The sequence below is a fragment of the Amycolatopsis japonica genome (assembly GCF_000732925.1).
In the GTDB taxonomy this organism is placed as follows: domain Bacteria; phylum Actinomycetota; class Actinomycetes; order Mycobacteriales; family Pseudonocardiaceae; genus Amycolatopsis; species Amycolatopsis japonica.
The window spans coordinates 7,570,215-7,595,221 of sequence record NZ_CP008953.1; the positions used below are offsets into that span (position 1 = coordinate 7,570,215).

Consider the following 25,007-nt stretch of genomic DNA (forward strand, 5'->3'; position numbering starts at 1 on the left):
AACGAAATCGGCGGACAGCGACGGCGATTTCAAGTACTCATTTCCGAGGTGCCTTCTCCATACGGAGACACGCGTTCTTGTTCGTCCTGCTCGGTTTCGGCTCGGTCGCGCCGACCTACACCGACCGTCGGTTCATCCTGCTGATGTGAGCCGAGGACTACCATCCGCACCAAGAAGGCCGCGCAGGCACAGGCGGCTCCGGTCACGCAGGAGCCCGGCCGGTAGGTCAGGACTTCCGGCGGCCGAACCAGCCCAACAGGGCACCGGTCGCGAAAGCCCCGCCGACGGCGCCGAGCCCCGGCCCCTGCTGCACGGTCACCCTCGGGTGGATCAGCACCGGGGCCGGCGGCTCGACGACCGTCTGCTGGTTCTCCTTCGCCGTCGCCGTCCACGCGGTGACGAACAGCAGGAACCGCGACACGAGGTTCGCGAACACGAGCAGACCGATCACCGGGCCGAACAGCGTGAACGCCGGTGATTTCGTGACGCTGCCGAGGTAAACGGTCGCGGCCTGCTGGAGCACGATGAACCCGACGGCGGCGAAGATCGCGCCCTTGACCGCGCTGCGCAGCGCGACGTGCTCACGAGGCAGCCTCGCGATGACCCACAGGAACACCAGGGTGTTCGCGAGGAGGCCGAGCAGGATCGTCGCGACCTTCAGCAGGAACACGGCCCAGCCCTGGTTCTCGAGGCCGACCAGTTCGAGCAGGAACCGCCCGACGCCGCTGCCCGCCGCGGTGAGGCCGAACGAGACCACCAGCGCGAGGCCGAGCCCGACGAGGGACAGCAGGTCCTTGATGGTGGTCGAAACCAGCGGAAGCTTCTGCTTTTCCTGCCCCCATTGGGCGGTCAGCGCGTCGCGCAGGTTCGACATCCAGCCGACGCCCGAGTAGAGGGCGAGCAGCAGACCGAACACCCCGATGCCACCACCGGATTTCAGCGCCGCGCCGATGATCTCGCCGACGAGACCCCGTAGCCCGTCCGGTACGGACTTCGTGATGCCGTCGACGAGCTGGTTCGTCACCGCGGTGTCGCCCTTGAGCACGATCCCGACGATCGCGAAGGCGACCATCAAGATCGGGATCACCGAAAGCACGCTGAAGTAGGTGATGGCGGCCGCGTAGTGGTTGCCGTAGCGCTCGGTGAAGGCGTCATTGGCCCGGATGAGGTGATCGAGCCAGCCGTACTTCCGCCTCAGGCGCGGTAACAGCTTGTCCTCTTCCGGCTTCGCGCCGTCATCTTTCGCCACCTTGAAACGCTAACCACACGGCCGCGGCCGCGCAGCGCGAATCAGCCTGCCGGGGGAAGGAACCCGATGTTCTCGTAGACGTTCCGCAAGGTCACCGAAGCGACCTCCCTGGCCCGTTCCGCACCGAGCGCCAAGGCCTTGTCGAGTTCGGCGACGTCGTCCAGGTAGGACCGGACGCGCTCCTGCACCGGCGTGACCCACTCGACGAACGCCTCGCCGACGCCCTTCTTCAGGTCGCCGTAGCCCTTGCCCTCGTAGGCGTTCTGGAGTTCGGCGACCGGCTGGTCGGTCAGGGCGGACAGGATCGTCAGCAGGTTCGAGACACCCGGCTTGTTCTCGGCGTCGAAGACGATCTCGCGGCCGGTGTCGGTGACCGCCGAGCGCACCTTCTTCGCCGACTTCTTCGGGTCTTCGAGCAGCTCGATGAGGCCGTTGCCGGTCGACGAGGACTTGCTCATCTTCGCGGTCGGGTCCTGCAGGTCGTAGATCTTCGCCGTGTCCTTGACGATATGCGGCTCCGGCACGGTGAACGTCTTGCCGTAGCGGTTGTTGAACCGCTGAGCGAGGTTGCGCGTCAGCTCCAGGTGCTGCCGCTGGTCCTCGCCGACGGGGACCTCGTTCGCCTGGTACAGCAGGATGTCCGCGGCCTGCAGGACCGGGTACGTGAACAGGCCGACGCTGGCGCGATCCGTGCCCTGCTTCGCGGCCTTGTCCTTGAACTGCGTCATCCGGCTCGCCTCGCCGAACCCGGTCTGGCACTCCAGCACCCAGCTCAGCTGGGCGTGCTCGGGCACCTGGCTCTGGACGAACAGCGCGCTGCGGGCGGGGTCGACCCCGAGGGCCAGCAACTGCGCGGCCGAGCGGCGCGTGCGCTCGCGCAGCACCTTCGGGTCCTGCTCGACGGTGATCGCGTGCAGGTCGACGACCATGTAGAAGGTGTCGTGGGTGTCCTGCAGCCGCACCCACTGCCGCAGCGCACCCAGGTAGTTGCCCAGGTGGAACGAGTCGGCGGTCGGCTGGATCCCGGAGAGCACGCGCGGGCGCTTCTGTTCGTCGGACACGCCCGGATTCTGTCAGGCCACGCCGCGGCGGGTCATCCGGCCTCGGCCCGGCCGAACGGGCTAAACGGTTAAACGCCACATACTTCCGACGGTTCTGGGCGCGGTGTCCGATTCCTAGCGTTCATGGCACCGGATCTTCCGGCCACACCGAAGGAGAACCCAGATGAAGGCACGATCCCTGCTGATGGGCTTGGCCATGGCGGCTGCGGCCGTCTTCTCGCTTTCCGGCGTCGCGGCGGCGGCCGAGCCCACCGGAGGCGTCCAGCCGAACATCGTCGGCGGCGGCAACGCGACCCAGGTCTACTCGTTCATGGTGTCCCAGCAGTCGAGCTCCGGCAGCCACCAGTGTGGTGGCTCACTGATCAGCTCGACCTGGGTGGTCACCGCGGCGCACTGTGGCACGCCGTACCAGGTGCGGGTCGGCACCACGAACCGCACCAGCGGCGGTTCCGTCGCCCGCGTCGCCCAGCGCATCGCCCACCCGAGCGCCGACCTGGCGCTGCTGCGTCTCTCGACGGCGGTGTCGCAGGCGCCGGTCACGATCGCCGCTTCGTCCGGGGCCGTTGGCACCGCGACGCGGATCATCGGCTGGGGCCAGACCTGCCCCGTCCGCGGTGGTTGTGGCGCCCCGATCAACCTCCAGGAGCTGAACACCTCGATCGTCGCCGACACCCGGTGCAGCGGCATCAACGGCGCCAGCGAGATCTGCACCAACAACCCCAACGGCAACTCGGGCGCCTGCTACGGCGACTCGGGCGGCCCGCAGGTGAAGCAGGTCAGCGGTGTCTGGCAGCTGGTCGGCGCCACCAGCCGCGCCGGGAACAACAGCAGCACCTGCGCGACCGGGCCGTCGATCTACGTGGACGTCCCCTACTTCCGCAACTGGATCCGCACCAACTCCGGCGTCTGACCCGGTCCCCGCGTCGCCCCACCGCCCCCGGGGGCGACGCGGGCCCAGCCGGTTCAGCAAGGAACCGTGCGGTAGTTCGAAGAGCCGCTCCAGCAGCGCGACCGCCTTCAGGGAGTCGCACCGCTCGGGGCGGCTTCTTCCTGTCCGCCAGTAGCTCAAGGTCGCGACACTGATCCGGACTCCCTGCTGGGCGAGCCGGTGCCGGATCCGGTCGAGCCCGAGGCCGCTTTCCGTGATCGCCCGGTCCAGGGCGCGGGGGAAGGGGTCACCGGGCCGGCTGCGACGCCGCGTCACCGTCATGGACCCGAGCGTGGCGATCAGCGGGCGGCTAAACAATCCGGGCGGGACTAGGTGTACCTACCCAAGAAATCCGCCGACCTGCGTTTCGCGGGCTAAACGCGATCCGAAGCGGGGAAAAGCAGGTCAGGGGCGCTGCTGGCGAGTGAGGGCGTCGTCCGCGAGCACGGCCTCGGCCATCGCGGCCACATGCGGGGCGGCGGGCTGCGGCGGGGCGACGGGAGCGGGGGCGACGGCGGCCGCGCGGGCCTTCCGGCGCTGACGGAACACACCGAAGGCCATGCCGACGATGCCGAGTGCGACGGCGATCAGGCCGACCGGGCCCAACAGGCCGAACGCCATCTCCGAACGTGACGCCGACTCCGCGGCCGACGCCGGAACGGCGCCCGCGACGAGCAACGCGACCGGGATCGCGATGACCGCCGCGGCCCGGGCCGCGGGCACGGACGATCGCATCAGGAGATGAACTGGGTTCCGCACCGGAGTGCCTCCCGTGACGTGACATTGCCGAACCGGAACGCTAACCCGAACGAGTGAGCATTTCCAGGTTGCTGGTCAAAAAACTACCGAGCGTGTCAAGACCTGTGGGTTCTGATCAACTCGGGGCCCGAGACTAGCCCCTCACAGGGGGGATGTTTCGAGCACCCCTCGCCTCAGAGTTGTCATACGGGCAATCGGTTTCTGACAAAACCGGACAGGGGTTAGGCCATTCGGTTGTCGCACGCGGCCGAACAGGCACGATCCGACTTTCCCCGGTTGGTTTCTTGTGCGCAATGGTCTATACCTGTTGGCCATACCCCTTAAAAGGTATAGACCAATATCTCCCTGCATGGTCCCCTCGTACGAAGGAGCCACCGATGTCTCTTCGACGTATTCTCGCGGCGGTCGCCGCCACCTTCGCCGCCACCACGGTCGCCGTCGTCGTCCCGACCCAGTCCGCCTCCGCCGCGGACTGCGTGGCGCCGTGGAACGCGAGCTCGGTCTACTGGGGCGGCAACACCGCCTCCTACAACGGGCACAACTGGTCCGCGAAGTGGTGGACGCAGAACGAAACCCCAGGTACGGCGCAGGTCTGGGCCGATCAAGGCGCCTGTGGCGGCGGGACGACCAACCCGCCGAACCCGTCCGGCTTCGTGGTCAGCGAGGCGCAGTTCAACCAGATGTTCCCGAGCCGGAACCCCTTCTACACCTACAACGGCCTGGTCACCGCCCTCAGCGCGTACCCCGCCTTCGCGGGCACGGGCAGCGACACCGTGAAGAAGCAGGAAGCGGCGGCCTTCCTGGCGAACGTCAGCCACGAGACCGGCGGCCTGGTCCACATCGTCGAGCAGAACGAGGCGAACTACCCGCACTACTGCGACACGAGCCAGTCCTACGGCTGCCCCGCCGGCAACGCCGCGTACTACGGCCGCGGCCCGATCCAGCTCAGCTGGAACTTCAACTACAAGGCCGCCGGCGACGCGCTGGGCCTGCCGCTGCTGACCAACCCGTGGCTGGTGCAGAACGACGCGGCGGTCGCCTGGAAGACCGGCATCTGGTACTGGATGACCCAGAACGGTCCCGGCACGATGACCCCGCACAACGCGATGGTCAACAGCCGCGGCTTCGGCGAGACGATCCGCAGCATCAACGGGAGCATCGAGTGCAACGGCGGCAACCCCGCCCAGGTGCAGAGCCGCGTGAGCAAGTACCAGCAGTTCACGGGCATCCTCGGCGTCGACCCCGGAGGCAACCTGTACTGCTGATCCGCCCAGGGAGCTGAAGGGGCCCTTCGCCGCATGCCACGCGGCGAAGGGCCCCTTCAGTTTTCGTCGAGGGACGCCAGCAGCCGACGCAGCGAAGCGTCGAGGACGCCGAGATCCTCACCCAGCGGCGAGAGCAGCTTCGCGACGTTCGCCGTGTGCTCGGTCATCGCGGCGTCGACGACCTCGAAGCCGCGCTCGGTCAACGTGACCCGGAAGCTGCGCCGGTCTTCGGGATCGAGCGCCCGCTCGACCAGCCCCGCCGACTCGAGCCTGTCGATCCGGCTGGTCATCCCGGCCCTGGACATCATCAGGGTCGCGGACAGCTCGGACGGGATCAGCGTGTACGGCTTCCCGGAGCGCCTGAGCGCCGCGAGCACGTCGAACTCCCCCTGCTTCAAGCCGTGTTTCGCGAAGACGGCCTCGACCATCGGCGTGGTCAGCATCGTGACGCGACCGAGGCGGCCGGCGACCCCGATCGCGGTCAAGTCCAGTTCCGGTCGCTCGCGGTGCCAGGCGTCGACGACGGCGTCGATCGCGTCCGAGCTTCGTTGTTCACTCACGAACGCAGTCTATTCGACGGGAGATAGTTTGACAGCGAACTATCAGAAGTGGAACTATCGTGTCCATGACACAGCGCATCGAAACCCGCGAACCCGTCCTCGTCCGCGCCGCCGAAGCCGAGACCGTCGGCGCGGCCCCCACCCTCGTCACGTTGCTCGCCGACGTCTCGACCACGGGCGGAGTCATGAGCAGCGCGAGAACTCGGCTGGGCGTGGGCGCCAACGGCGCGGCACCGCACTACCACACCGGCTCGTCCGAGATGTTCTTCATGCTCGGCGGAAAGCTGGAAGTCCTTGTGGGAGAAGAGATCGTGACCGTTTCCGAAGGCGACATGCTCGTCGTGCCGCCGCTGACCACACACGCGTTCCGTGCGGCCGTGGACTCGGCGGCGGACGTCCTGATCGTGTTCATTCCCGGCGTCGAACGGTTCGACTACTTCCGGCTACTGGAGAAGGTCGGGCACGGCGAGGCGACCGTCCAGGATCTCTTGGACAGCCAGGAAAAATTCGACAACCACTTCGTCGAAAGTCCAGTGTGGACGGAGAGCGCGAAGTCCCGTCAGTAACCGCGCGGCGGGTATCCCGGCGGCGGATACTGCGGTGGGTACTGCTGTGGCGGATAGTGCTGCGGCGGGTGTCCCGGATATTGCGGCGGATACGGCGGCTGACCGTATTGCGGCGGGGGCGGGTACTGCGGCGGATACCCGGGGTTCTGCGGCGGGTACGGCTGTTGCGGATGGTAAGGCTGCGGCGGAGGCGGCGCGGCGGGCTGCCCACCGCCGCCGAGATGGAACGGCAGCAGCGACACCAGTTGCGCGAGCCTCCCGAGCGTGGAGAGCACGTCGTCCGGTTTGGTCCGGCCGAAGGTCGGATTCTCGACGTAGACCAGTTCCGCGCCCACCAGCGACCAGGTGTGCAGTTTCGACGACCGCATCGTGGCGGCGACCTGCGGCGTGAGCACGCCGACCGCGACGTTCGGGTCGGTGTCGATCAGCTTGTACCAGCGGTTGAACTTCCGGTCCGCGGTGGCGGGCTCCGGGTACTGATCGACGTCCCAGGCGGACTCGATACTCGACACGATCTGGAAGTTCGGCATCGGCGCGGGCAGGGTGACGACCCAGACCGTGTCGATCGAGATCGTGTCGAGCTCGTTGACCTTCTTGTTGGTCCACCGCGTGTGCACGCTCGTGACCGTCGGGCGGCGGTGATAGTCGAAGACGCTGAAGCGAAGCCCGTTGTACGCGCCGCTCAGGGCGCCGAACGCCATCCGCTTGTCGCCGCGCTGGTTGAACGGCAGGACCGTCCAGCGCTCCAGCAGGTTCGGCGCGTCCGGGCTGAACTCCCACCCGTACTGGCTGGACATCGCGTAGCGCTCGGCGTTGGTCGCCTCGACACGCCTGGCTTCGTTCGTCTCCATCGCAACCCCCGGATCTCCTGCGCGCAGGCTATCCGGAGTCCGGCGCGTGGTCGGAGCTAGGCATCCTGCAGCTGCCGCAGAACGTCGATCAACCCAGGAAGCCTTTCAGTGAGCACTTGCCACACCAAGGCATCATCGACCGTCGCGTAACCGTGGATGAGGATGTTGCGAAAGGCGACGATACGTCCGAGATCCGGCACCTGCGCCGCGAGGCCACTGTCCAATTTGGAAAGCCGATTCAGCGCCTCGCCGATGATTTCGAACTGACGCTCGACCGCCGAGCGCAGCATGGCGTTCGACCGGTAAGCGTCGAAGTCCGCGCCTTCACTGAACTTGATCAACAGGTCCGCCGCCCTCAGGGCGTCCCAAAGGTAAGCACGCGCATCACGCTGCATAGAGAAGCTCCCGGGTCTCCAACACTTGCTGCTTGAAGAACGGGTTGCGAATACTGGTCACACTGACGAGATCGACCGGGCGTCCCAGCACCCGCTCGAGACCTTCCTTCAGATCGAAGTAGGTCCCGAAATAGTCGAAGCCGGGCCCAGCATCGAACTCGACGAGCACGTCGACATCACTGGATCGCAAGTCGAACCTGTCACTCACAGCCGAGCCGAACAGATCGAGGCGGCGCACTGAGTGTGCTCGGCAAAGCTCTTCGATCTCACGCTTTTTGAGTTCGATCGACTCGTGCACGACCACCACCTCCTCCTGAGCATGATTGTGCCTGACCGGATCCCGGAGGTCACGGTGAAACCCATGACCTCCGGGATCACCAGCCGAGCCCTCAGATGCCGTACGTCGCCGTCACCGGCGCGTGGTCGGACCAGCGCTGGTCGTAGGCCTCGGCGCGCTCGACCACGACCGAGGTGCACCGCTCGGCCAGGCCGGGAGTGGCGATCTGGCAGTCGATGCGCCAGCCCGTGTCGTTGTCGAACGCCTTCCCGCGGTACGACCACCACGTGTACGGGCCGGGGCCTTCCGGATCGAGCTTGCGCTGCACGTCGACGTAGCCTGCCTCGCTGAACACGCGGCCGAGCCATTCCCGCTCCTCCGGCAGGAAGCCCGAACTCTTCTGGTTCCCGCGCCAGTTCTTCAGGTCGATCTTGTCGTACGCGATGTTCCAGTCACCCACGACGACGACTTCGCGGCCACCGGCCTCGGCCTTGGCGCGCAGGTCGACGAGGTACGGCAGGAACGCCGCCATGAAACGCTCCTTCTCGTCCTGGCGCGGTGTCCCGACGTCGCCGCTGGGCAGGTACAGGCTCGCGACGACGACGTTCGGCAGGTGGATCTCGGCGTAGCGGCCGCTGTCCTCGAATTCGGGCTCGCCGAAACCGATGCGGACCTCTTCCGGTTCCGCACGGCTGAAGAGCATGACGCCGTTGCGCCCCTTTTGCACCGACGGCGCGTGCACCACGTGCCAGCCTTCGGGCGCGGCGGCACCGGCCGGGAGCTCCTTGAGCTCGGCCCGGACCTCCTGGCAGGCGACGACGTCCGCCTTCGTCGAGCCCAGCCACTCGACGAAGCCCTTTTTCGCGGCGGCACGGAGGCCGTTGACATTCACAGTGGAGACGGTCAGCACCCTTCGCACGCTACCCGGGGGGTCCGACAGAATCGGCACTGGGAGACTGCGCGCATGAGCGAGCTGACCGTGCTGGGCAGCTGCGGCGCCTGGCCCGAACCCGGCCGGGCCTGCGCCGGCTTCCTCCTGGTCCACGAGGGTTTCAAGGTGGTGCTCGACCTCGGCTACGGCGCCGCGTCACGGCTGTTCGAGTACTGCCCGGAAGGCCGGGTCGACGCGGTGGTGGTGACGCACGAGCATCCCGATCACTGCGCCGACGTGAGCGCGCTCGGCCGGGCCCGCGCCTACGGGCTGCCGGACGAGCCGCGGATCCCGCTGCACTGCACGCCCGGCACGGTGCGACGGCTCGAAGCGATGGAGCCGCGCCCGCATCCGACGACGATCTTCGACGTGCGCGAACTCGGCCCGCCGCGCGAGGTCGGGCCGTTCCGGATGACGACGTTCCTGCTGCCGCACCACGTGCCGAACTACGGGGTGCGGCTGACCGCGCCCGGACTCACTGTCGCCTACACCGGCGACAGCGGGCCGAGCCCGATCCTCGCGGAGCTGGCACGCGACGCCGACCTGCTCATCGCCGACGCCACGCTCCAGGGGCCCTCCCCCGACGAGACGCCACGCCTGGTGTCGACGGCGGGCGAGGCCGGGTACTGGGCCGAGCGCGGAGGTGCCCGGCGGTTGCTGCTCACCCACTTCTGGCCCGGCTCCGACCGCGAGATCTCGGTGGCCGAAGCGCGGCAGGAGTTCAGCGGCGAGGTCCTGGCGGCCGCGGAAGGCGCCCACCTGCGTTTCGCGGGCTAAACGCGATCCCGCAGGTCAACGCCCACGTCGCCTTTAGCGGGCTAAACGCGAAGCCGCAGGTCACGGGCCACATTTCGACCCTTCGACCGGGGGCGCGAACTCGGCCGAAACCCATTTGCCCTCGGCGATCTTGCGGAAGCCGTTCTCGACCACCGGCTGCGCGTCGATCTTCGCCTCCTTGACGTACTTGCCGACGATCTTCTGCCCACCGGGGGCGTCGCGCGCGTTGAGCACGTCCGCCGTCACCACGACCTGGCAACCGGTCGGGCTCGACGCGCTCGACTCCCTGTCCTGTCCCGAGATGGCGACGACGACGATCAGCGCCAGTCCACCGCCGATGAACAAGACCGGTTTCGAGATGGCCATGATGGTCACTCCTCGAACAAGGGAATCGTTTTCTGTCCGGTCCAGAGTGGCAGAAGCCGGGGCGGCCGCCCAGATCCCGGATCGCCTACCACCCGGAGGCGCCAACCCGGCCGGTCACGGGCTACCCACCGTCACAACGCGAAAAGGCCCCCTTCCGCGAGGGAAGGGGGCCTTCGAGCGCTTACGAGACTCAGCCCTGGGCGATCTTCTTGGCCAGGTTGGCGTCCAGCGTCGCGAGGAACTCCTCGGTGGTCTGGAACGGCTGGTCCTTGCTGATCAGCAGCGCGAGGTCCTTGGTCATCTTGCCGCTCTCGACGGTCTCGATGACGACCTGCTCCAGCTTGTTCGCGAAGCCGATCAGTTCCGGGTTCGAGTCCAGCTTGCCGCGGTGCTCGAGGCCACGGGTCCACGCGAAGATGGACGCGATCGGGTTCGTCGAGGTCGGCTTGCCCTGCTGGTGCTGGCGGTAGTGCCGGGTCACCGTGCCGTGCGCGGCCTCGGCCTCGACGGTCTTGCCGTCCGGGGTGCGCAGCACCGAGGTCATCAGGCCCAGCGAGCCGAAGCCCTGCGCGACCGTGTCGGACTGCACGTCACCGTCGTAGTTCTTGCAGGCCCAGACGTAGCCGCCCTCCCACTTCATCGCCGCGGCGACCATGTCGTCGATCAGGCGGTGCTCGTAGGAGATGCCCTTGGCGTCGAAGTCGGCCTTGAACTCGGCCTGGTAGATCTCCTCGAACACGTCCTTGAACATGCCGTCGTAGGCCTTCAGGATGGTGTTCTTGGTCGACATGTAGACCGGGTACTCGCGGTCGAGGCCGTACTGCAGCGAGGCGCGCGCGAAGTCCTCGATGGACTTGCGGAAGTTGAACATCCCCATGGCGACGCCGCCGCCCTCGGGGTACTGCGCGACCTGGAACTCCATCGGCTCGGAACCGTCGGCCGGGGTGTAGGTCATGGTCAGCGTGCCCGGGCCGGGGACCTTGAAGTTGGTCGCCTTGTACTGGTCACCGTGCGCGTGACGGCCGATGATGATCGGCTTGGTCCAGCCCGGTACCAGGCGCGGGATGTTCTGGATGACGATCGGCTCGCGGAAGATCACGCCGCCGAGGATGTTGCGGATCGTCCCGTTGGGCGAGAGCCACATCTTCTTCAGGCCGAACTCTTCGACGCGCGCCTCGTCCGGCGTGATCGTGGCGCACTTGACGCCGACGCCGTGCTTCTTGATCGCGTTGGCGGAGTCGACGGTGATCTGGTCGTCGGTGCGGTCCCGCTCCTCGATGCCCAGGTCGTAGTACTCCAGGTTCACGTCCAGGTACGGGTGGATCAGCCTGTCCTTGATGAACTGCCAAATGATGCGGGTCATCTCATCACCGTCGAGCTCGACGACGGTGCCCTGGACCTTGATCTTGGCCATGAGCAGCGGTGCTCCTTCCGCGGATCTTCGCGTTCTTCTTCAGTCTCTCCGGTAGCGGTACAAGCGTACTGCTTAACGGTCCTGGATGGTTCCAGTAGTGGTCGGTATCAAGTCTCCACGAGGCGGATGTGTCCGACGTCACCCGGTCGTACGACGGCCATCCGGCCCTCACGGGAACGGCGGCGACCGCGTCATCATCGAACCGAACCCGACAATCGGCACGTCGGCCACCGGAAAGGCGGACCTCATGACCACCGACCCCTACGCCGTGCCACCGCACGGGCAGCCGGCGACGCCGGAGCCTTACCTCCAGCCTAGGCAAAGCAGCCGGGCGGTGCCCCGGGTGATCAGTGGGCTCGGCGGTTTCCTGCTCACGCCGGTCGCGTTGAGCGTCACGATCTACGGCGGCTCGCGGCTGCAGCAGGGCTTCTCGCGTGCCTACAGCGTCGCCGAAGACCCGCTCGGCCTGATCCTGCTGATCGTCGGCAGCCTGCTTCTGCTCGGCGTCGCGTTCCTCGGGGCGCTGTCCGGGCTCGGGCCGGTGCTGGGCGGGCTGCTGTGGGGTGTGCTGCCCGGCCTCGCGTTCTTCTTGAGCCCTCACGACATCATGGGCCTCATCTACGACGTCGGGGCCAGGGAACTCGGCACCGGCCTGCTGACCTGGCTGGTGATGGGCGCGCTGGTGGCGGGCGGTTTCCTGTTGATCGGGGCGGGCCTGGTCGGCACCCTCTCGCGGCGTCGCTCAAATCGCGTTTAGCGGGCTAAACGCGATCCGCGGAGATCAAAGTGAACCGAAGGGGGCCGGCGTCCGTAGTCCGGGGCAAGGGAGGTGACCCGCCCATGTCATCGCACCGGTACGTCGCGGAGTACGACGACGAGGACTACCAGGAGTACGGCGAGTACGAGCAACCCGAAAACCCGCGAGACCCCCGGAGACCGTACGAGGACGTCGAGTCGTACGAACCGTACGAGCCGTTCGACGACGGCCTGGGCGCCGAAGACCCGCGCGCCGGCCGAGGTGTGCGACGCGTCCTCAGCGGCGCCGGCGGCCTGATCCTGACGCCGGTCGCCCTCGGTCTGCTGGCCTGGGGCGGGCTGCGGCAGCAGATGCTCGTCCAGGCGACACTCAGCACCCAGCGTGACGTCTTCAGCATCGGCTTGCTCGTGGGCGGCGGGATCCTCCTGCTCGCCGTCGGGCTGCTCGGCGCGCTCTCCGCGACCGGCCCGATCCTCGGCGGTCTCGTCTGGGGCGTCGCACCCGGCGTGGCCACCATCGCCGTCCCGGAGTGGGGCTTCCGGCTGGTGAAACTGTTGCCGCAGAACGATGTCACCTACGGCGTCACGAGCTGGCTGTTCATCGGCGGCCTGCTCGCGACCGGTTTCCTCCTGATCGGCGCGGGCCTCGCGTCGAGACTCGCCCGGAGGCGCCGCTGAGCGGGCTGGGACCATCGGCGCATGGGTCTGTTCACCGTTCCCGAAGCCCGCGCCGAGCTCGCCCGGCTACGTCCGGTGCTCGACGAGCTCGTCCGTCTCCGCGCCGACGCGGCCGAACTCGCCGCTTCCCTGCGCCCGGGCGGCCGGGAGACCTCGCTCGGCGGGATGCCGGAGTGGAAGGCCGCGCAGGCCCGGCTGGACGACCTGATGACCACCGTCCAGCGGACGGGTGCGGAGCTGAAGGGGTTCGCCCCGCTCCTGGTCGACTTCCCCGCCGAGCTCGACGGCGTCGACGTCCTGCTGTGCTGGCTCGAAGGCGACCCGGAGCTGTGCTGGTATCACCGCGTCGACCTGGGTTTCGCCGGGCGGCGCCGTCTCCCGGATAGGGTCTCGGTCGTGAGCGAGGAGATCGCGGCCGGGCTGTTCGACGGCATCGCCGCGCACTACGACGAAGACACCTTCCACGGCCTCGTCGCCGACGCGCTCGTCGACGGTCTCGGCAGCACCGCGCCCGAGCGTGTTCTCGACGTCGCGACCGGGACCGGGGTGGCCGCGTTCGCCGCGCTGCGCCTGGAGCCGGGCGAAGTGCTGGCGATCGACATCTCGCCGGGCATGATCGCCCGAGCCGAGGCGAAGGCGGCGACCGACGATCCCGGCAAGCGCATCACCTGGCAGGTCGCCTCCGCGGTCCCGTCGCCGGTGGAGGACGAGGGCGCGGACGCGGTGCTATGCGCGTCCTCGCTGCATTTCCTCGGCGCGGCCGCCCTGCGCGACTGGCTGCGTGCGCTGCGCCCGGGCGGACGGGTCGGTTTCAGCCTGCCGATCGCCTCGGCGTTCCGGCCGTCGGAGGCGTTCGCCGCGATCGTCCCCGCCGACCTGAAGCTGCCGGAAACCGAGGACGACGCGGCGGAACTGGCCTCCGAAGCCGGCTTCACCGAGGTGACCGTGAAGCGGCTCGACGTCGAGTCCGACGATCGGGTCCGGTCGGTGTTCGTGGTGCACGCGACCAGGCCCTGAGGTCTACAGCGGCGCGAAGAACGGCACGCATTTCGGCGCGGGCGCGTTCTCCGGGTCGAGCGCCTTGAGGATCAGGCCCGTCACGTTCGGGTCGATCGCCTGGCTGAGGTGCCCGGAAACGTCCACGCCACACCGGTCCTGCACCACGATGTCGGTCGTGCCCGGCTCGCCGAGCACGCCGCTGGTGTACGGCGTGACCACTCGATCGTGCCGGCTCACGATGCTCGTGTACGTCGGCCCGGGCACGCTCACCCCACCGCGGGCGAGGTCGTCGAGGAACGCCGATGGCGCGAGGTATTCGCGGCACGCCCCGCAGACGCCGTCGGCGAGCAGGTCGATCCCTGGCAGCGAAAGCACGGCCTTCGCCAGCTCGGAGAACCCGTTGAGCGACGTGCCCTTGAAGTTCGAGCCGAAGCCGACGAAATGCTTCACCTTCTCCGCGCCTCCCTCGAATTTGAGGTAGTACGCGGGCATCGTCGTCCCCTCGGAATGCCCGACGATGTCGACCTTGTCCGCGCCGGTGCTCGTGCGCACGCGGTCGACGAACGCGCCGAGTTCGGCCGCGCTCTTCCGCATCGAGGCGAGCCCGCCGAACAACTGTCCACCCAGGACGGTGGAGCCGTAGGTCAGCGAATAGACGCAGTAGCCGGCGTCCTTGAGCTTCGGCGCGTGGTAGAACCAGTTGGTCGTCGCGTTGCCGCCGAGGCCGTGCACCAGCACCACCGGCTCGGGATGGCTCGCGCTCGGCTCGCACGACCAGTCGTTCCAACCGCTCGACGGCGCCGCGCTCGCCACCGCCGGGACGGCGATCGTGAACGTCAAGGCCGCGACAAGCGTGGTGAGGATCCGAGCCCGCATCCCTGCCTCCGGTTACTCGTCAGTATGTGATGCGAGTCATCATGCGTCACAAATCGACGAGCGGAACCGGGAGAACGACCAGACTTACACGCCGCCTCTTGTGACAGATCACAAGGGCAGTAATACGCGCCTCTCGATCGGACTGGACATGACGATCGACGTCGTCGTGGCGCCCAATGCGGACAGGTCCTCCAGCAGTTCTTCCAGGTGGCTCGTGTCCCGCACGGCGATCTTCAGGATCCAGCAGTCCTCCCCCACCACATGGTGCAGTTCGAGGATTTCGGGGCGGTCCATGATCTTCCGCGTGCGCGGATGCCGGACGGTGAACCCGCTGTGCGGCGCCATCCGCACGAACGCCCGCAGCCCGAGACCGATCCCGGACGGCGAAACGAGCGCCGCGTAGCCGGTGATCGTGCCGTCGGCTTCGAGGCGTTTGACGCGTTCGCCGACGGCGGCGGGGCTCAGCGAGACACGGCGCCCGAGTTCGCTCAGGGTGATGCGGCCTTCCTCCTGGAGGAGTTCGAGAAGTCGCCGATCGATCACGTCCAGTGAGCTTTCAGCGGATCCTCGATTCGACCGAGAATCTTTCAGCGATACAGCCATTTCGCCCATGTTTTCCCCTTCAAACACCTGGATCACCACCGTAACACTGGTGCCCATGAAGAAAGTGCTCGTTCTCGGTGGAAGCCGGTACTTCGGCCGCGGGGTGGTCGAGCGGCTACGCGATGCCGGGATGGACGTCACCGTCCTGAACCGCGGCTCCACCCCCGCGCCGTCCGGCGTCGCGCAGCTGATCGTCGACCGCGACGACGAAGTCGAACTCAAGGCCGCGCTGGGTTCCCGTTCGTTCGACGTCGTGCTCGACCAGGTCTGCTACACGCCGGTCCAGGCGGAGATCGCGCGCCGTGTCCTGCGCGCGGACCGCTACGTCATGACGTCCACGATCGAGGTCTACGACCAGGTCCGGACCGAGACCCCGATGACCGAATCGCTGGTCACCCCGGCGACCGTCGATCTCGAACTTCCCGAGTACGACTACGGCGATGGCAAGCGGCAGGCCGAGACGGTCTTCGCCGCGGGAGACACACCGTTCGTCTCGGTACGCGTCGCGCACGTCCTCGGTGGCGAAGACTTCACCGGGCGGCTGCGGCATTACGTCGAACGGCTGGACGCCGGGGACGCCGTGGACATCCACGCGGATCCACGACCCTCGACGTTCATCCATGCGCGTGAGATCGCGGACTTCCTGACCTGGGCCACGCTCGCGGACTTCACCGGTCCGGTCAACGCGGGTTCGCACGGCGAACTGTCGGTGCTCGAGCTCGCCGCCGCGATCAGCGCGGAGCCGGAGTTCCGGGTCGTCGAGCAAGACGCCTCGCCGTTCTCCTTCGACCGCTACGCCGTCCTGGACACTTCGCGCGCGACCGGCCTCGGCTTCTCCTTCTCCACCACCACCGACTGGCTCGGCGAAGCCGTCGAAGAACTCAGAAAGGCTTGACCCGCATGCGTTACCGCAGCATCGGAGACGTCGAAGTGAGCGCGATCGGCCTCGGCGCGATGCCGCTGTCGATCGAAGGCCGGCCGGATCGCGACCGCGCGATCGCCACCATCCACGCCGCGCTCGACGCCGGGGTCACGCTCATCGACACGGCCGACTCCTACCACTGGCACGCGGACGAAATCGGCCACAACGAGGAGCTGATCGCCGCCGCACTGGCCGTCCACAGTGGAGCGGACGCGGTGCTCGTGGCGACCAAGGGCGGCCGTGGCCGTCCCGGTGACGGCTCATGGACCGTCACCGGGACTCCCGCGCATCTCAAGGCCGCCTGCGAGGGTTCGCTGAACCGGCTCGGCGTCGACGCGATCGGGCTCTACCAGCTGCACAAGCCCGACGAGACCGTGCCGTGGGCGGAGTCCGTCGGCGCGATCAAGGAACTGGCCGACGAAGGCAAGATCCGGCTCGCCGGGATCTCCAACGTGTCCCGGGCGCAGATCCTCGAAGCACGGGAGATCCTCGGCGAGACACTGGTTTCGGTGCAGAACGAGCACGCGCCCGCGCAGCTGGTGCACGAACCGGAGCTGGCACTGTGCACCGAACTCGGGCTCGCGTATCTGCCGTGGGGCCCGCTCCGCGGGATCGGCGCGGAATTTCGTGCCGTGGCGGAGGAACGCGGCGTCAGCGCCCAGCGGGTGTGCCTGGCGTGGCTGCTCGCGAAGTCACCGTCGATGATCGCGATCCCCGGCTCGACGAGGCCCGTCACCATCCGCGATTCGGCGGCCGCGGCCGATCTCGTGCTCACCGCCGAAGAGCTGGCCCGCCTGCCGTGATCAGGCGCCGGCCACCAGCGCCACGCCCAGACCGATCATCGTCGCGGCGACCAGGCCGTCCAGCACCCGCCACGACGACGGTTTGCGGAAGAACCCGCTGAGCAGCCGCGCGCCGAAACCGAGCGCGAGGAACCAGAGCACGCTGGCCGACACGGCACCGACCCCGAACGCCCACCGGTCGCTGCCGTGCCCGGCCGCGATCGCGCCGAGCAGGAGGAGGGTGTCGAGGTAGACGTGCGGGTTCAGCCACGTGATCGCCAGCGTGGTCAGCACGATGCGGCGCAGCGATCCGCCGGTCTCCGGGCCGCCGGTCTCCAGCGCGGCCGGTTTGAACGCGCGGCGGGCCGCGAGAGCGCCGTAGCAAAGCAGGAAGGCGCCGCCGATCAGGGCGACGACGGTCAGCGCTTCGGGTGACGTCCCCACCAGCGCGCCGACCCCGCCGACGCCGAGGCTGACCAGGATGGCGTCCGAGAAGATGCAGATCAGCACCACCACGAGCACCGCCTCGCGACGGATGCCCTGGCGCAGCACGAACGCGTTCTGGGCGCCGATCGCGACGATGAGGGCCATGGTGGCGCCGAATCCGGCGCCCAGGCTGAACAGAACGTCTCCCATACGGACCAGGCTAGGAAGCCGATCGTCAACAGTACAGCTAAAGATTCTTACGTAAGATTAGCGTTCGTGATGACTGATCTGCCGCTCGACCTGGTCCGCACGCTGCTCGTGGTCGCCGACGAAGGCACGTTCGACGCGGCGGCGTCGGCGCTGCACGTGACGCCGTCGGCGATCAGCCAGCGCGTCAAGGCGCTCGAACAGCGCACCGGCCTTGTCCTGCTGATCCGCACGAAACCGGTGCGGCTGACCGAATCCGGGCAGGCGGTGGTGCGGTTCGGCCGTCAGATGGCCCTGCTGGAGGCCGACACCCGGGCCGAACTCGGCCTGACCGCCGGCGACGAACCGGTCCGGCTGCCGATCGCGGTGAACGCGGATTCGCTGGCGACCTGGTTCCTGCCCGCCCTCACGCGGGTGCCGCCCGAGCAGAAGATCTGCTTCGAACTGCATCGCGAGGACCAGGACCACACCACGACCCTGCTGCGGGAGGGCCTGGTGATGGCCGCCGTGACGTCGTCACCCGATCCGGTCGCGGGGTGTTCGGTGCACCGGCTCGGGCACATGCGTTACCTGGCCGTCGTGAGCCCGGCGCTCGGCACGGACCTCGACCTCGCCGAAGCACCCGTCGTCGTCTTCGACCGCCGTGACGACCTTCAGGACCGCTTCGCGCGTGAGCGCGGCACGATCGCGAGCTCGCTGCGGCACTACGTCCCGTCGTCCGAAGGGTTCTTCGACGCCGTCGCGGCCGGCATGGGCTGGGGCATGGTGCCGCTCGCGCAGATCGGCGACCGCCTGCGCGACGGCACCTTCGCCTGCCTCGACCCGGATCACCCGATCGACGTACCGCTGTTCTGGCAGCAGTGGAAACTCGACTCCCCCGCGCTGGCGGCGGTGTCGGACGCCGTCACGACCGCGGCGGCGGACCTGTTGGTGGATCCGCACGGATGAGGACGCGCGCTCCGGCCCGGTCGTGAGATCCTGGGCGCAGGACGCGCGTATCGCGGGTAACCGCCGCGCCACCACTGATCCGGGAAGATGATGTCATGCCGAACGAGCTCCGACTGACCGGCGACGCCGACGCCGACAAGCTGCTCAACGACGATCCGTTCGCCCTGGTGACCGGGCTCCTCCTTGATCAGCAGTACCCCATGGAACACGCCTTCCGGGGACCGAAGAAGATCGCCGACCGGATGGACGGCTTCGACATCCACAAAATCGCCGAAGCCGACACCGAGACGTTCGTCGAACTCTGCGTCACCCCACCCGCCATCCACCGCTACGGCGGCTCCATGGCCCGGCGCGTCCAGACCCTTGCCCGGCACGTCATCGAGCACTACGACGGCGACACCACCGCGATCTGGACGGCAGGCCGCCCCAAACCCAACGGCGAAGAGGTCCTCAAACGCCTCAAAGCACTCCCCGGCTACGGCGAGCAGAAGGCCAAGATCCTCCTCGCGCTCCTCGGCAAGCAACTGGGCGTCCAGCCCAAAGGCTGGCGTGCCCTCGCCGGCGCCTACGGCGACCGCGGCTCCCGCCGTTCCATCGCCGACGTCACCAGCCCCGAGACGCTCGCCCAGGTCCGCGCCTTCAAGAAGGCGGCCAAAGAGGCCTCCCGGGCGAGCGCCGAATAAGCACGGATCAAGACGGACGTTTGATGGATTGCTTGTGCCGGAAGATGTCCTTCGGGTCCCATTTGGCCTTGACCTGTTGCAAGCGTGCGTAATTGGACTTGTAGTACAGGTCGTGCCAGGGAACCTTCGAAGAGTTGTACGCGGGGTCCGACAGGTCGGTGTCGGGATAGTTGACGTAGCAGCCGTCGGTGCGGTCGTTGGGGACGGGCACGCCCCCGGTGGCGCCGTAGAGCTCGGCGTAGAACTTGCGGACCCAGGCCAGGTTCTTGGCGTCGTCGCCGGGAGCGGCCCAGAAGGTCTGGCAAAGCGCCTGGAACGCCGAACTCCGGTGCGAGGCGGCGGTCGCGGCCTGGTCCACGGCGTTCACCTTCCCACCGTACGGAAGCAACAGCAGCATCGCGTTCGGGTTGTCGATCGTGGTGCTCGTGAGGTGCTTGTAGACGACCGCCACGTCCGCGTCGGTGAACGCCTTGCGGTGGTAGGCCGACTTGTGGTCGGCGCGTAGCGTCGGATTCGTCAGCATGGGCGAATTGGTCGCCAGCAGCCGAACCGACTGGAACCAGGGCAACCGCTGGGCATTGACCAGCTGTGGCATCGCGCTGTATTCGCCCACGTTTCCGCTCAGCGGAAGCATCGTCGCCGACACGCCGTCGCGAATCTCGGTCACGAAATCCTGCAGCAACTGCTCCGCGTTCGGAACGTCGCCGTCGACCTGGACGAACATGCCCACGTTGCCGTTGGACTTGTGATTGAGGGCGAGCGAAGCCGACAATGCCGTACCCGGCGAATCCGGTGCGCTGTTGCGCTCGTGCCATCCGGTGAAGTTCTTCAGCAGCCTGGCGAATTTCGCCTCGGTGAGTTCCGCCCAGGAGAACGACATTCCGTTGACCAGGACGGTCGACGGCGGTTTGGGCAGCGCGTTCGCCGGATCGGCACCGCTCACGCCGGGCGAGCGCAGCCAGTAGCGGGTGATCACGCCGAAGTTCCCGCCGCCGCCACCGGTGTGCGCCCACCACAGATCACGGTGGGGATCGGCGGGCTCGCGGGTCGCCACGACACTGCGCGCCTTGCCCGTTTGATCGACCACGACGACCTCGACGGCGTACAGATGATCGACGGTGAGCCCGAGGCGCCGGGACAGCGGACCATCGCCGCCGCCGCAGATGTGGCCGCCCGCGCCCACCGAGTAGCACCGTCCACCGGGGAGGGTCACGCCCCAGCCCTTGTACAGGGTGGCGTACAGGTTCAGCAGCCGCGCACCGGGTTCGACGGCGAAGGCCTTCATGTTCGGGTCGTAGGAGACCGAGTCCATTTCGGACATGTCGATCACCGTGCGCACGTCGGGATTGCTGACGAAGTCCTCGTAGCAGTGGCCGCCGCTGCGCACGGCGATCCGCCTGCCCGACGTGACCGCGGCTTGGACGGCGTCGACGACCTGCTGGGTCGAACCGACCAGCTGGAAACAGTCGGGAGAACCCACCCAGCGCTGATTGTTGCCGGTGATCAATTCCCCGTAACGAGGGTCGCCCGGCTTGACGGTGAAGGGACCGAACGCGTCGGTCGTACGATCGGTCGCGTTCGCGGTCCCGGAGCCGAGGAACGGGAGCGCGGCGGCGCCGACGGCCAACCCGGCGCTCGCGCTGAGAAATGCCCGCCTGCCCTTTCCACGCGCGGCATCGGCGATTCTTTCTTCCATTGTTTTCCCCACTGAAGTCATGTCGAATACGCGCTGGAGATCCAGGGGCAGAACAAAGAAGACGGACGTCGTCATCGAGACGAGCCGTCGGAGAATATGCGCCTTTGCCCCCAACAACACCCCATCCTCGGCGGGCCCCCGTGCCACCAAGTGAGCGCGAGCCTACCAGAGCACTGCGACGATTGGGTGCGCATTCGGAGTAGCCCGTAACAGGTGTCACGGGCAACGCACATGAGTAACGACTGGGCTACTATCGGAGGTGGCCTATGGGGGGTGTCCATGCGGTGAGTTCACGGCGTCCAGCCGGTATACCCGGAGCGGTTTCACGGAGTGAGACGCGCGGGGGCCGTCCATTATCGTTTCATCGACGGCTCCGTCAGGTCGCCCATTGTCTGCTGCGTCGATCCACGCCGTCTGGAATTCATCGCGAGTACACCAAACGACAATGTCCGACCCTTCAGGGGGAACTGTGCCACCAACCAACCGAGATGTTCTCGAGCCGGCGCAAGTAGAACCGAAACCGCAGGTCCGCGCCGACCAGGTGCTGATCTCGCGCCTTGGCCTGCGTATTCCGCCCAGCCTCACCTATGGCGACTGGGAACGAGCGGGACTGCAGCTTTCCCGGATCTTCGATTCATCGGCCTGGTGCCTTGGCGACTGGCTGGTCTGCGGTCAGGAGAACTACGCCGATCGCTATGTCCGGGCGATCGACGCCGCGGGCCTCGACTATCAGACCCTGCGTAACTATGCCTGGGTCACGCGCCGTTTCCAACTGGAGAGACGCCGTGAACTGCTGAGTTTCCAGCATCACGCCGAGGTCGCCGCACTCGACACCAGGGAACAGGACCATTGGCTGGACCGTGCCGAGAAAGAAAGATGGTCGCGCAACGAGCTACGCCGCAGGCTGCGGGGGATCAAAGCGAACAAGAAGACCGGCGCGGAACCGGCCTCGGTGGTGCCGAGGCTCGCCGTTGCCAGGGAACGCGTCGAGCGCTGGCGAGCCGCCGCACAACAGGCGGATGATCATCTGGAGAACTGGATGGTCCTGATACTCGACCGGGCGGCAGAGGATATATTGAGTACGAAATCGACGTGATGACGGTAAATGCCTGTCGGCGGCGCGGAGACGCTCACCGAAAGGGATATTACACGTGAACGCGGTTTTCACAGAGCCCGATCGACGGCCGGAGGTTCGTCCCGCTGGCGGGACGAACCTCCGGGGCGGTCGCCTGTTCGGGCCAATGCGGGATTCGATCCAGCACGACTATTGCCGCTGAAGCGGTGGAGGACACCTCTCATGACGACGAAGAAAACACGTGTCGCTGTAGTGACCGGAGCCGGAAGGGGGATCGGCCTCGCGATCGTTCGCGCGCTGGTCGAAGACGGATACACCGTCGTCGCGGGCAGCCGCACCGTCACCGCCGGATTGAAGGAACTGACCGCGGACGCGCTCGAGGCCGATCTCGGCCATCCCGACGAGCCCGCCCGCGTCGTACGGCACGCTCTCGACCAGCATGGCGGAATCGATCTGCTGGTCAACAATGTCGCGGGCACGTCGACGCCGCCCGGCGGATTTCTCCAGCTCGACGACGAGGCGTTCCTGCACACCTTCAATGTGACGTTCATGTCGAATGTCCGTGCGACGCGGGCCGCGCTGCCGAGCCTTCTCGAGCGCCGCGGCGCGGTGATCAACATCAGTTCGGTCAACGCGAAACTGCCCCAGCCGCGGCTGGTCGCGCAATCCGCGGTCAAGGCCGCGGTGTCGAATCTCGGCAAGGCACTCGCCGAGGAGTTCGGCGGACAGGGTCTGCGGGTGAACACCATTTCACCCGGCCCGGTGTGGACCGATCTGTGGACTTCACCCGGCGGTCCCGGCGAAATGATCGCCAAACGAGCCGGTGCCACGCTGGACACCTTCAAGGATCAGCTGCCCGCCTCCGTCGGCACCTCGACCGGCGAGTTCGCCGACCCGGAGGAGATCGCGGCGCTCGTGGTGTTCCTCGCCTCCGGCAAGGTGGCCAATATGAGCGGTGCGGATCTGGTGATCGACGGCGGAATGATGAAGACCGTCTGAGCCGATCGACCGAAAAGCCCCTTTCGCCGAAGCGAAAGGGGCTTTTCCGCATTCTGTGGTGTGTGGGGCTTCAACGCCCCGCGGGGGATTTCTCCGCCTGCGCCGTCGAGACTTCCGCGGCGCGGGGCCGTCCCACGAACAGCGCGGACGCCACCAAACCGATCAGCAGGACCAACGCCGGCAGGTACATGGACTGGCTGAGCGCGCTGCTCAGCTTGTGCAGCACCGTTTCGCGCAGTTCGGGTGGCAGGTCGCGCACACTGGTGCCGTCACCGGTTTCGCCGATCGGACCGGCGGGAAGTCCCTGTGCCGCGATGCGCGTCGACAGCAGCGCGCTGATGGCGGCCGAGCCGAGCGTGAATCCCATTTGGCGGGTGGTCAGGAAAACTCCGGAGCCGGCTCCCGCCTGATGCATGGACAGGTTCCGGATCGCGTTGGCCGCGAGCGGTGCCCAGACGAAGGCGTTCGCGATACCGGCGATCGCGCCGAGGACGACGAACAGCGCCAGGGACGAATCCGGCGTCATGACCCACGTATAGCCGAACAAGGTCCCGGCGAACAAGGCGAAACCGATGGTCGGGATCATCCGCGGCGGCAGCCGATCGGCGATCTTGCCGACGAAGGGCGCGAGCAAGCCGGTGAGGATCGCCATCGGCGCGAAGACCATCGCCGACTTCGTCGGTGACAGGTCACGCACCTGCTGCAGATAGAAGTAGGCGATCACGAACAGGCCGTTCACCGCCGAGGCCATCGAAGTGACGGCCACATTGGACAGTGAGAAGTTGCGGTCCTTGAACAGGCTCAGCGGGACCAGCGGTTCCCGCGTGTTGCGGGATTGGTTGACGACGAACAGGATCAGCACGGCGACCCCGGCGACGATCAGCGCCCAGATGACGAGGTCCCAGTTCCTGGCGTTGCCCTCCTGGATACCGAACACCAGCAGGAACATGCCGATCGCGGACAGCGCCATCCCGGTGATGTCGAATTTGTGCTCCCGGGTCTCCAGCGCGGGCACCAGCCAGACCGCCAGTACGAAGGCGAGGATGCCGATGGGCACGTTCACGTAGAAGATCCATTGCCAGCCCTGCCAGTCCACCAGCACGCCGCCCACGATCGGGCCGACCAGCGCCGCCAGCCCGGCCGCGCCACCCCAGAGCCCCATGGCCGCGCCGCGCTTGTCCGGCGGGAAGGTCCGGGTGATGACGGCCATGGTCTGCGGCGTCATCAGGGCCGCGCCCAGTCCCTGCACGACGCGCGCCGCGATCAGCATGTCGATACTGGTGGACGCTCCGCACCAGAGCGAGGCCCCGGTGAACACCACCAGGCCGAGCAGGTAGACGTTCTTGGGGCCGAAGCGGTCGCCGAGCCGTCCGGTGATCAGCAGCGGCACCGCGTAGGCCAGCAGGTACGCGCTGGTGGCCCAGATCGCCTGGGAGATGTCGGCGTGCAGATCCGCCATGATCGCCGGGTTGGCCACCGCGACGATGCTCATGTCCAGCAGGAGCAGGAAGAAACCGACGATGACCGCGTAGAGCGCGGGCCACGGGTTGGATTTCGAGGACATGGCTTCCGTTCTGGTCGTCTCCGCTGTACATGAAGGCCCCCTTCCTGTACCTAGGCGCAAGGAAGGGGTCCTTCATGTACTTCCGCTGGCGCCCTCAGCCCACGCGCAGCGGCAGGAACACCGCACCGATAGGTACGAATCAGACGTTTCACGCTCATTGACCGTCCTTTATGGATGGACTTGACCGGGTTCTGCTGTGGTGGGCCTGATCGGCCCAGTCTCGACTGAACAACCGCGTCATCGCATGCGAAGAAAGTCCCTTCACCCCAGGTGTTCCGGCCTGCGGCGCTTCTCGTTTCCCATGACAGGACGGACGACACGCGTGATCGGGTAGACGACACGCGTGACTGAACGGACGACACGGGCGCGACCGGGCTGCACGGCGAGTCGTCCC

At 67.3% G+C, this 25,007-nt stretch carries 28 protein-coding genes; 13 read left to right on the forward strand and 15 right to left on the reverse strand.

Annotated features, from left to right (window positions below; translation table 11 throughout):
- Positions 1 to 226 precede the first annotated feature (226 nt).
- Together AJAP_RS34850 and trpS are read right to left on the reverse strand one after the other, a co-directional pair.
- Positions 227 to 1,249: a YhjD/YihY/BrkB family envelope integrity protein gene (locus AJAP_RS34850; RefSeq protein WP_038519453.1), complete on the reverse strand. Its 1,023-nt coding sequence runs from the start codon at positions 1,247 to 1,249 to the stop codon at positions 227 to 229.
- Between the two features lie 41 nt (positions 1,250 to 1,290).
- Entirely contained in the window at positions 1,291 to 2,310 is a 1,020-nt protein-coding gene (gene trpS / locus AJAP_RS34855; protein ID WP_038519455.1) for a tryptophan--tRNA ligase, read from the reverse strand.
- Between the two features lie 163 nt (positions 2,311 to 2,473).
- Here trpS and AJAP_RS34860 point away from each other — a divergent pair, with 163 nt between their 5' ends.
- Positions 2,474 to 3,220, forward strand: coding sequence for a S1 family peptidase (locus tag AJAP_RS34860; RefSeq protein WP_038519458.1), 747 nt, complete (start codon positions 2,474 to 2,476; stop codon positions 3,218 to 3,220).
- Between the two features lie 423 nt (positions 3,221 to 3,643).
- Here AJAP_RS34860 and AJAP_RS34865 read toward each other — a convergent pair whose 3' ends face one another.
- The gene (locus tag AJAP_RS34865) at positions 3,644 to 3,973 is read right to left on the reverse strand and encodes a hypothetical protein (protein ID WP_038519461.1); all 330 of its coding nucleotides are present in this window, start codon (positions 3,971 to 3,973) and stop codon (positions 3,644 to 3,646) included.
- Positions 3,974 to 4,374: 401 nt separating this feature from the next.
- Here AJAP_RS34865 and AJAP_RS34870 point away from each other — a divergent pair, with 401 nt between their 5' ends.
- Positions 4,375 to 5,262 carry a glycoside hydrolase family 19 protein gene (locus AJAP_RS34870; RefSeq protein WP_038519463.1) on the forward strand — a complete coding sequence of 296 codons (888 nt, stop codon included), beginning with the start codon at positions 4,375 to 4,377 and terminating at the stop codon, positions 5,260 to 5,262.
- A 56-nt stretch (positions 5,263 to 5,318) separates the two neighbouring features.
- On the opposite strand, the gene AJAP_RS34875 is transcribed toward AJAP_RS34870, so the two are convergent.
- The gene (locus AJAP_RS34875) at positions 5,319 to 5,822 is read right to left on the reverse strand and encodes a MarR family winged helix-turn-helix transcriptional regulator (RefSeq protein ID WP_038519464.1); all 504 of its coding nucleotides are present in this window, start codon (positions 5,820 to 5,822) and stop codon (positions 5,319 to 5,321) included.
- Positions 5,823 to 5,887: 65 nt separating this feature from the next.
- Between AJAP_RS34875 and AJAP_RS34880 the strand changes: the two genes are divergently transcribed.
- Positions 5,888 to 6,388, forward strand: coding sequence for a cupin domain-containing protein (locus AJAP_RS34880; protein ID WP_038519467.1), 501 nt, complete (start codon positions 5,888 to 5,890; stop codon positions 6,386 to 6,388).
- Here AJAP_RS34880 and AJAP_RS44180 read toward each other — a convergent pair.
- The 4 genes from AJAP_RS44180 to AJAP_RS34900 form a co-directional block, all read right to left on the reverse strand.
- Positions 6,382 to 7,239 (reverse strand): hypothetical protein, encoded by an 858-nt coding sequence (locus tag AJAP_RS44180; RefSeq protein ID WP_038519469.1) that lies wholly within the window; start codon positions 7,237 to 7,239, stop codon positions 6,382 to 6,384. The genes AJAP_RS34880 and AJAP_RS44180 overlap by 7 nt on opposite strands.
- Positions 7,240 to 7,295: 56 nt before the next feature.
- The gene (locus tag AJAP_RS34890; RefSeq protein WP_038519472.1) at positions 7,296 to 7,634 is read right to left on the reverse strand and encodes a HepT-like ribonuclease domain-containing protein; all 339 of its coding nucleotides are present in this window, start codon (positions 7,632 to 7,634) and stop codon (positions 7,296 to 7,298) included.
- On the reverse strand, positions 7,624 to 7,932 hold the full coding sequence (locus tag AJAP_RS34895) for a nucleotidyltransferase family protein (RefSeq protein ID WP_038524455.1): 309 nt from the start codon (positions 7,930 to 7,932) through the stop codon (positions 7,624 to 7,626). Before AJAP_RS34895 ends, AJAP_RS34890 begins: the two co-directional genes overlap by 11 nt.
- Positions 7,933 to 8,023: 91 nt before the next feature.
- Entirely contained in the window at positions 8,024 to 8,830 is an 807-nt protein-coding gene (locus AJAP_RS34900; protein ID WP_038519474.1) for an exodeoxyribonuclease III, read from the reverse strand.
- Positions 8,831 to 8,875: 45 nt separating this feature from the next.
- On the opposite strand from AJAP_RS34900, the gene AJAP_RS34905 reads away from it, so the two are divergent.
- The gene (locus tag AJAP_RS34905) at positions 8,876 to 9,619 is read left to right on the forward strand and encodes an MBL fold metallo-hydrolase (RefSeq protein WP_038519477.1); all 744 of its coding nucleotides are present in this window, start codon (positions 8,876 to 8,878) and stop codon (positions 9,617 to 9,619) included.
- Positions 9,620 to 9,679: 60 nt separating this feature from the next.
- Here AJAP_RS34905 and AJAP_RS34910 read toward each other — a convergent pair whose 3' ends face one another.
- Both AJAP_RS34910 and AJAP_RS34915 read right to left on the reverse strand, forming a co-directional pair.
- The gene (locus AJAP_RS34910; RefSeq protein ID WP_084098427.1) at positions 9,680 to 9,985 is read right to left on the reverse strand and encodes a hypothetical protein; all 306 of its coding nucleotides are present in this window, start codon (positions 9,983 to 9,985) and stop codon (positions 9,680 to 9,682) included.
- Between the two features lie 190 nt (positions 9,986 to 10,175).
- Positions 10,176 to 11,399, reverse strand: coding sequence for an NADP-dependent isocitrate dehydrogenase (locus AJAP_RS34915; RefSeq protein WP_038519480.1), 1,224 nt, complete (start codon positions 11,397 to 11,399; stop codon positions 10,176 to 10,178).
- Between the two features lie 247 nt (positions 11,400 to 11,646).
- Between AJAP_RS34915 and AJAP_RS34920 the strand changes: the two genes are divergently transcribed.
- The 3 genes from AJAP_RS34920 (at position 11,647) to AJAP_RS34930 (ending at position 13,850) form a co-directional block, all read left to right on the forward strand.
- Entirely contained in the window at positions 11,647 to 12,156 is a 510-nt protein-coding gene (locus AJAP_RS34920) for a hypothetical protein (protein WP_228694722.1), read from the forward strand.
- An 83-nt stretch (positions 12,157 to 12,239) separates the two neighbouring features.
- On the forward strand, positions 12,240 to 12,833 hold the full coding sequence (locus tag AJAP_RS34925) for a hypothetical protein (protein ID WP_038519484.1): 594 nt from the start codon (positions 12,240 to 12,242) through the stop codon (positions 12,831 to 12,833).
- Positions 12,834 to 12,854: 21 nt separating this feature from the next.
- Positions 12,855 to 13,850, forward strand: a complete 996-nt coding sequence (locus tag AJAP_RS34930; RefSeq protein ID WP_038519487.1) for a DUF2203 family protein — start codon at positions 12,855 to 12,857, stop codon at positions 13,848 to 13,850.
- A 3-nt stretch (positions 13,851 to 13,853) separates the two neighbouring features.
- Here the strand turns inward: AJAP_RS34930 and AJAP_RS34935 are convergent, their stop codons facing one another.
- Positions 13,854 to 14,708 carry an esterase/lipase family protein gene (locus AJAP_RS34935; protein ID WP_038519488.1) on the reverse strand — a complete coding sequence of 285 codons (855 nt, stop codon included), beginning with the start codon at positions 14,706 to 14,708 and terminating at the stop codon, positions 13,854 to 13,856.
- 108 nt (positions 14,709 to 14,816) lie between these two features.
- Positions 14,817 to 15,251, reverse strand: a complete 435-nt coding sequence (locus AJAP_RS34940) for an Lrp/AsnC family transcriptional regulator (protein WP_200882661.1) — start codon at positions 15,249 to 15,251, stop codon at positions 14,817 to 14,819.
- 115 nt (positions 15,252 to 15,366) lie between these two features.
- Here AJAP_RS34940 and AJAP_RS34945 point away from each other — a divergent pair, with 115 nt between their 5' ends.
- Together AJAP_RS34945 and AJAP_RS34950 are read left to right on the forward strand one after the other, a co-directional pair.
- Positions 15,367 to 16,206, forward strand: coding sequence for an NAD-dependent epimerase/dehydratase family protein (locus AJAP_RS34945; protein WP_038519491.1), 840 nt, complete (start codon positions 15,367 to 15,369; stop codon positions 16,204 to 16,206).
- A gap of 5 nt (positions 16,207 to 16,211) precedes the next feature.
- Positions 16,212 to 17,036, forward strand: a complete 825-nt coding sequence (locus tag AJAP_RS34950) for an aldo/keto reductase (RefSeq protein ID WP_038519494.1) — start codon at positions 16,212 to 16,214, stop codon at positions 17,034 to 17,036.
- On the opposite strand, the gene AJAP_RS34955 is transcribed toward AJAP_RS34950, so the two are convergent.
- Positions 17,037 to 17,651: a LysE/ArgO family amino acid transporter gene (locus tag AJAP_RS34955; protein WP_037332475.1), complete on the reverse strand. Its 615-nt coding sequence runs from the start codon at positions 17,649 to 17,651 to the stop codon at positions 17,037 to 17,039. It abuts the gene before it with no gap.
- A gap of 66 nt (positions 17,652 to 17,717) precedes the next feature.
- On the opposite strand from AJAP_RS34955, the gene AJAP_RS34960 reads away from it, so the two are divergent.
- Together AJAP_RS34960 and AJAP_RS34965 are read left to right on the forward strand one after the other, a co-directional pair.
- Positions 17,718 to 18,596 carry a LysR family transcriptional regulator ArgP gene (locus AJAP_RS34960; protein ID WP_038519496.1) on the forward strand — a complete coding sequence of 293 codons (879 nt, stop codon included), beginning with the start codon at positions 17,718 to 17,720 and terminating at the stop codon, positions 18,594 to 18,596.
- Positions 18,597 to 18,691: 95 nt separating this feature from the next.
- Entirely contained in the window at positions 18,692 to 19,279 is a 588-nt protein-coding gene (locus tag AJAP_RS34965) for an HhH-GPD-type base excision DNA repair protein (protein WP_038519499.1), read from the forward strand.
- Between the two features lie 7 nt (positions 19,280 to 19,286).
- On the opposite strand, the gene AJAP_RS34970 is transcribed toward AJAP_RS34965, so the two are convergent.
- Positions 19,287 to 20,975, reverse strand: coding sequence for an FAD-binding oxidoreductase (locus AJAP_RS34970; protein WP_167551726.1), 1,689 nt, complete (start codon positions 20,973 to 20,975; stop codon positions 19,287 to 19,289).
- A gap of 469 nt (positions 20,976 to 21,444) precedes the next feature.
- On the opposite strand from AJAP_RS34970, the gene AJAP_RS34975 reads away from it, so the two are divergent.
- Both AJAP_RS34975 and AJAP_RS34980 read left to right on the forward strand, forming a co-directional pair.
- Positions 21,445 to 22,071: an LmbU family transcriptional regulator gene (locus tag AJAP_RS34975; RefSeq protein WP_228694724.1), complete on the forward strand. Its 627-nt coding sequence runs from the start codon at positions 21,445 to 21,447 to the stop codon at positions 22,069 to 22,071.
- 231 nt (positions 22,072 to 22,302) lie between these two features.
- Positions 22,303 to 23,049 carry an SDR family NAD(P)-dependent oxidoreductase gene (locus tag AJAP_RS34980; RefSeq protein WP_084098429.1) on the forward strand — a complete coding sequence of 249 codons (747 nt, stop codon included), beginning with the start codon at positions 22,303 to 22,305 and terminating at the stop codon, positions 23,047 to 23,049.
- Positions 23,050 to 23,119: 70 nt separating this feature from the next.
- On the opposite strand, the gene AJAP_RS34985 is transcribed toward AJAP_RS34980, so the two are convergent.
- Positions 23,120 to 24,613 carry a DHA2 family efflux MFS transporter permease subunit gene (locus AJAP_RS34985; protein ID WP_038519506.1) on the reverse strand — a complete coding sequence of 498 codons (1,494 nt, stop codon included), beginning with the start codon at positions 24,611 to 24,613 and terminating at the stop codon, positions 23,120 to 23,122.
- Between the last annotated feature and the right edge of the window lie 394 nt (positions 24,614 to 25,007).

Coding starts and splice junctions, on each gene's coding strand:
- AJAP_RS34860 (WP_038519458.1), top strand. CDS start 2,474: ATGAAGGCACGATCCCTGCTGATGGGCTTGGCCATGGCGGCTGCGGCC.
- AJAP_RS34865 (WP_038519461.1), bottom strand. CDS start 3,973: ATGCGATCGTCCGTGCCCGCGGCCCGGGCCGCGGCGGTCATCGCGATC.
- AJAP_RS34870 (WP_038519463.1), top strand. CDS start 4,375: ATGTCTCTTCGACGTATTCTCGCGGCGGTCGCCGCCACCTTCGCCGCC.
- AJAP_RS34880 (WP_038519467.1), top strand. CDS start 5,888: ATGACACAGCGCATCGAAACCCGCGAACCCGTCCTCGTCCGCGCCGCC.
- AJAP_RS44180 (WP_038519469.1), bottom strand. CDS start 7,239: ATGGAGACGAACGAAGCCAGGCGTGTCGAGGCGACCAACGCCGAGCGC.
- AJAP_RS34890 (WP_038519472.1), bottom strand. CDS start 7,634: ATGCAGCGTGATGCGCGTGCTTACCTTTGGGACGCCCTGAGGGCGGCG.
- AJAP_RS34905 (WP_038519477.1), top strand. CDS start 8,876: ATGAGCGAGCTGACCGTGCTGGGCAGCTGCGGCGCCTGGCCCGAACCC.
- AJAP_RS34910 (WP_084098427.1), bottom strand. CDS start 9,985: ATGGCCATCTCGAAACCGGTCTTGTTCATCGGCGGTGGACTGGCGCTG.
- AJAP_RS34915 (WP_038519480.1), bottom strand. CDS start 11,399: ATGGCCAAGATCAAGGTCCAGGGCACCGTCGTCGAGCTCGACGGTGAT.
- AJAP_RS34920 (WP_228694722.1), top strand. CDS start 11,647: ATGACCACCGACCCCTACGCCGTGCCACCGCACGGGCAGCCGGCGACG.
- AJAP_RS34925 (WP_038519484.1), top strand. CDS start 12,240: ATGTCATCGCACCGGTACGTCGCGGAGTACGACGACGAGGACTACCAG.
- AJAP_RS34930 (WP_038519487.1), top strand. CDS start 12,855: ATGGGTCTGTTCACCGTTCCCGAAGCCCGCGCCGAGCTCGCCCGGCTA.
- AJAP_RS34935 (WP_038519488.1), bottom strand. CDS start 14,708: ATGCGGGCTCGGATCCTCACCACGCTTGTCGCGGCCTTGACGTTCACG.
- AJAP_RS34945 (WP_038519491.1), top strand. CDS start 15,367: ATGAAGAAAGTGCTCGTTCTCGGTGGAAGCCGGTACTTCGGCCGCGGG.
- AJAP_RS34950 (WP_038519494.1), top strand. CDS start 16,212: ATGCGTTACCGCAGCATCGGAGACGTCGAAGTGAGCGCGATCGGCCTC.
- AJAP_RS34955 (WP_037332475.1), bottom strand. CDS start 17,651: ATGGGAGACGTTCTGTTCAGCCTGGGCGCCGGATTCGGCGCCACCATG.
- AJAP_RS34965 (WP_038519499.1), top strand. CDS start 18,692: ATGCCGAACGAGCTCCGACTGACCGGCGACGCCGACGCCGACAAGCTG.
- AJAP_RS34970 (WP_167551726.1), bottom strand. CDS start 20,975: ATGGAAGAAAGAATCGCCGATGCCGCGCGTGGAAAGGGCAGGCGGGCA.
- AJAP_RS34985 (WP_038519506.1), bottom strand. CDS start 24,613: ATGTCCTCGAAATCCAACCCGTGGCCCGCGCTCTACGCGGTCATCGTC.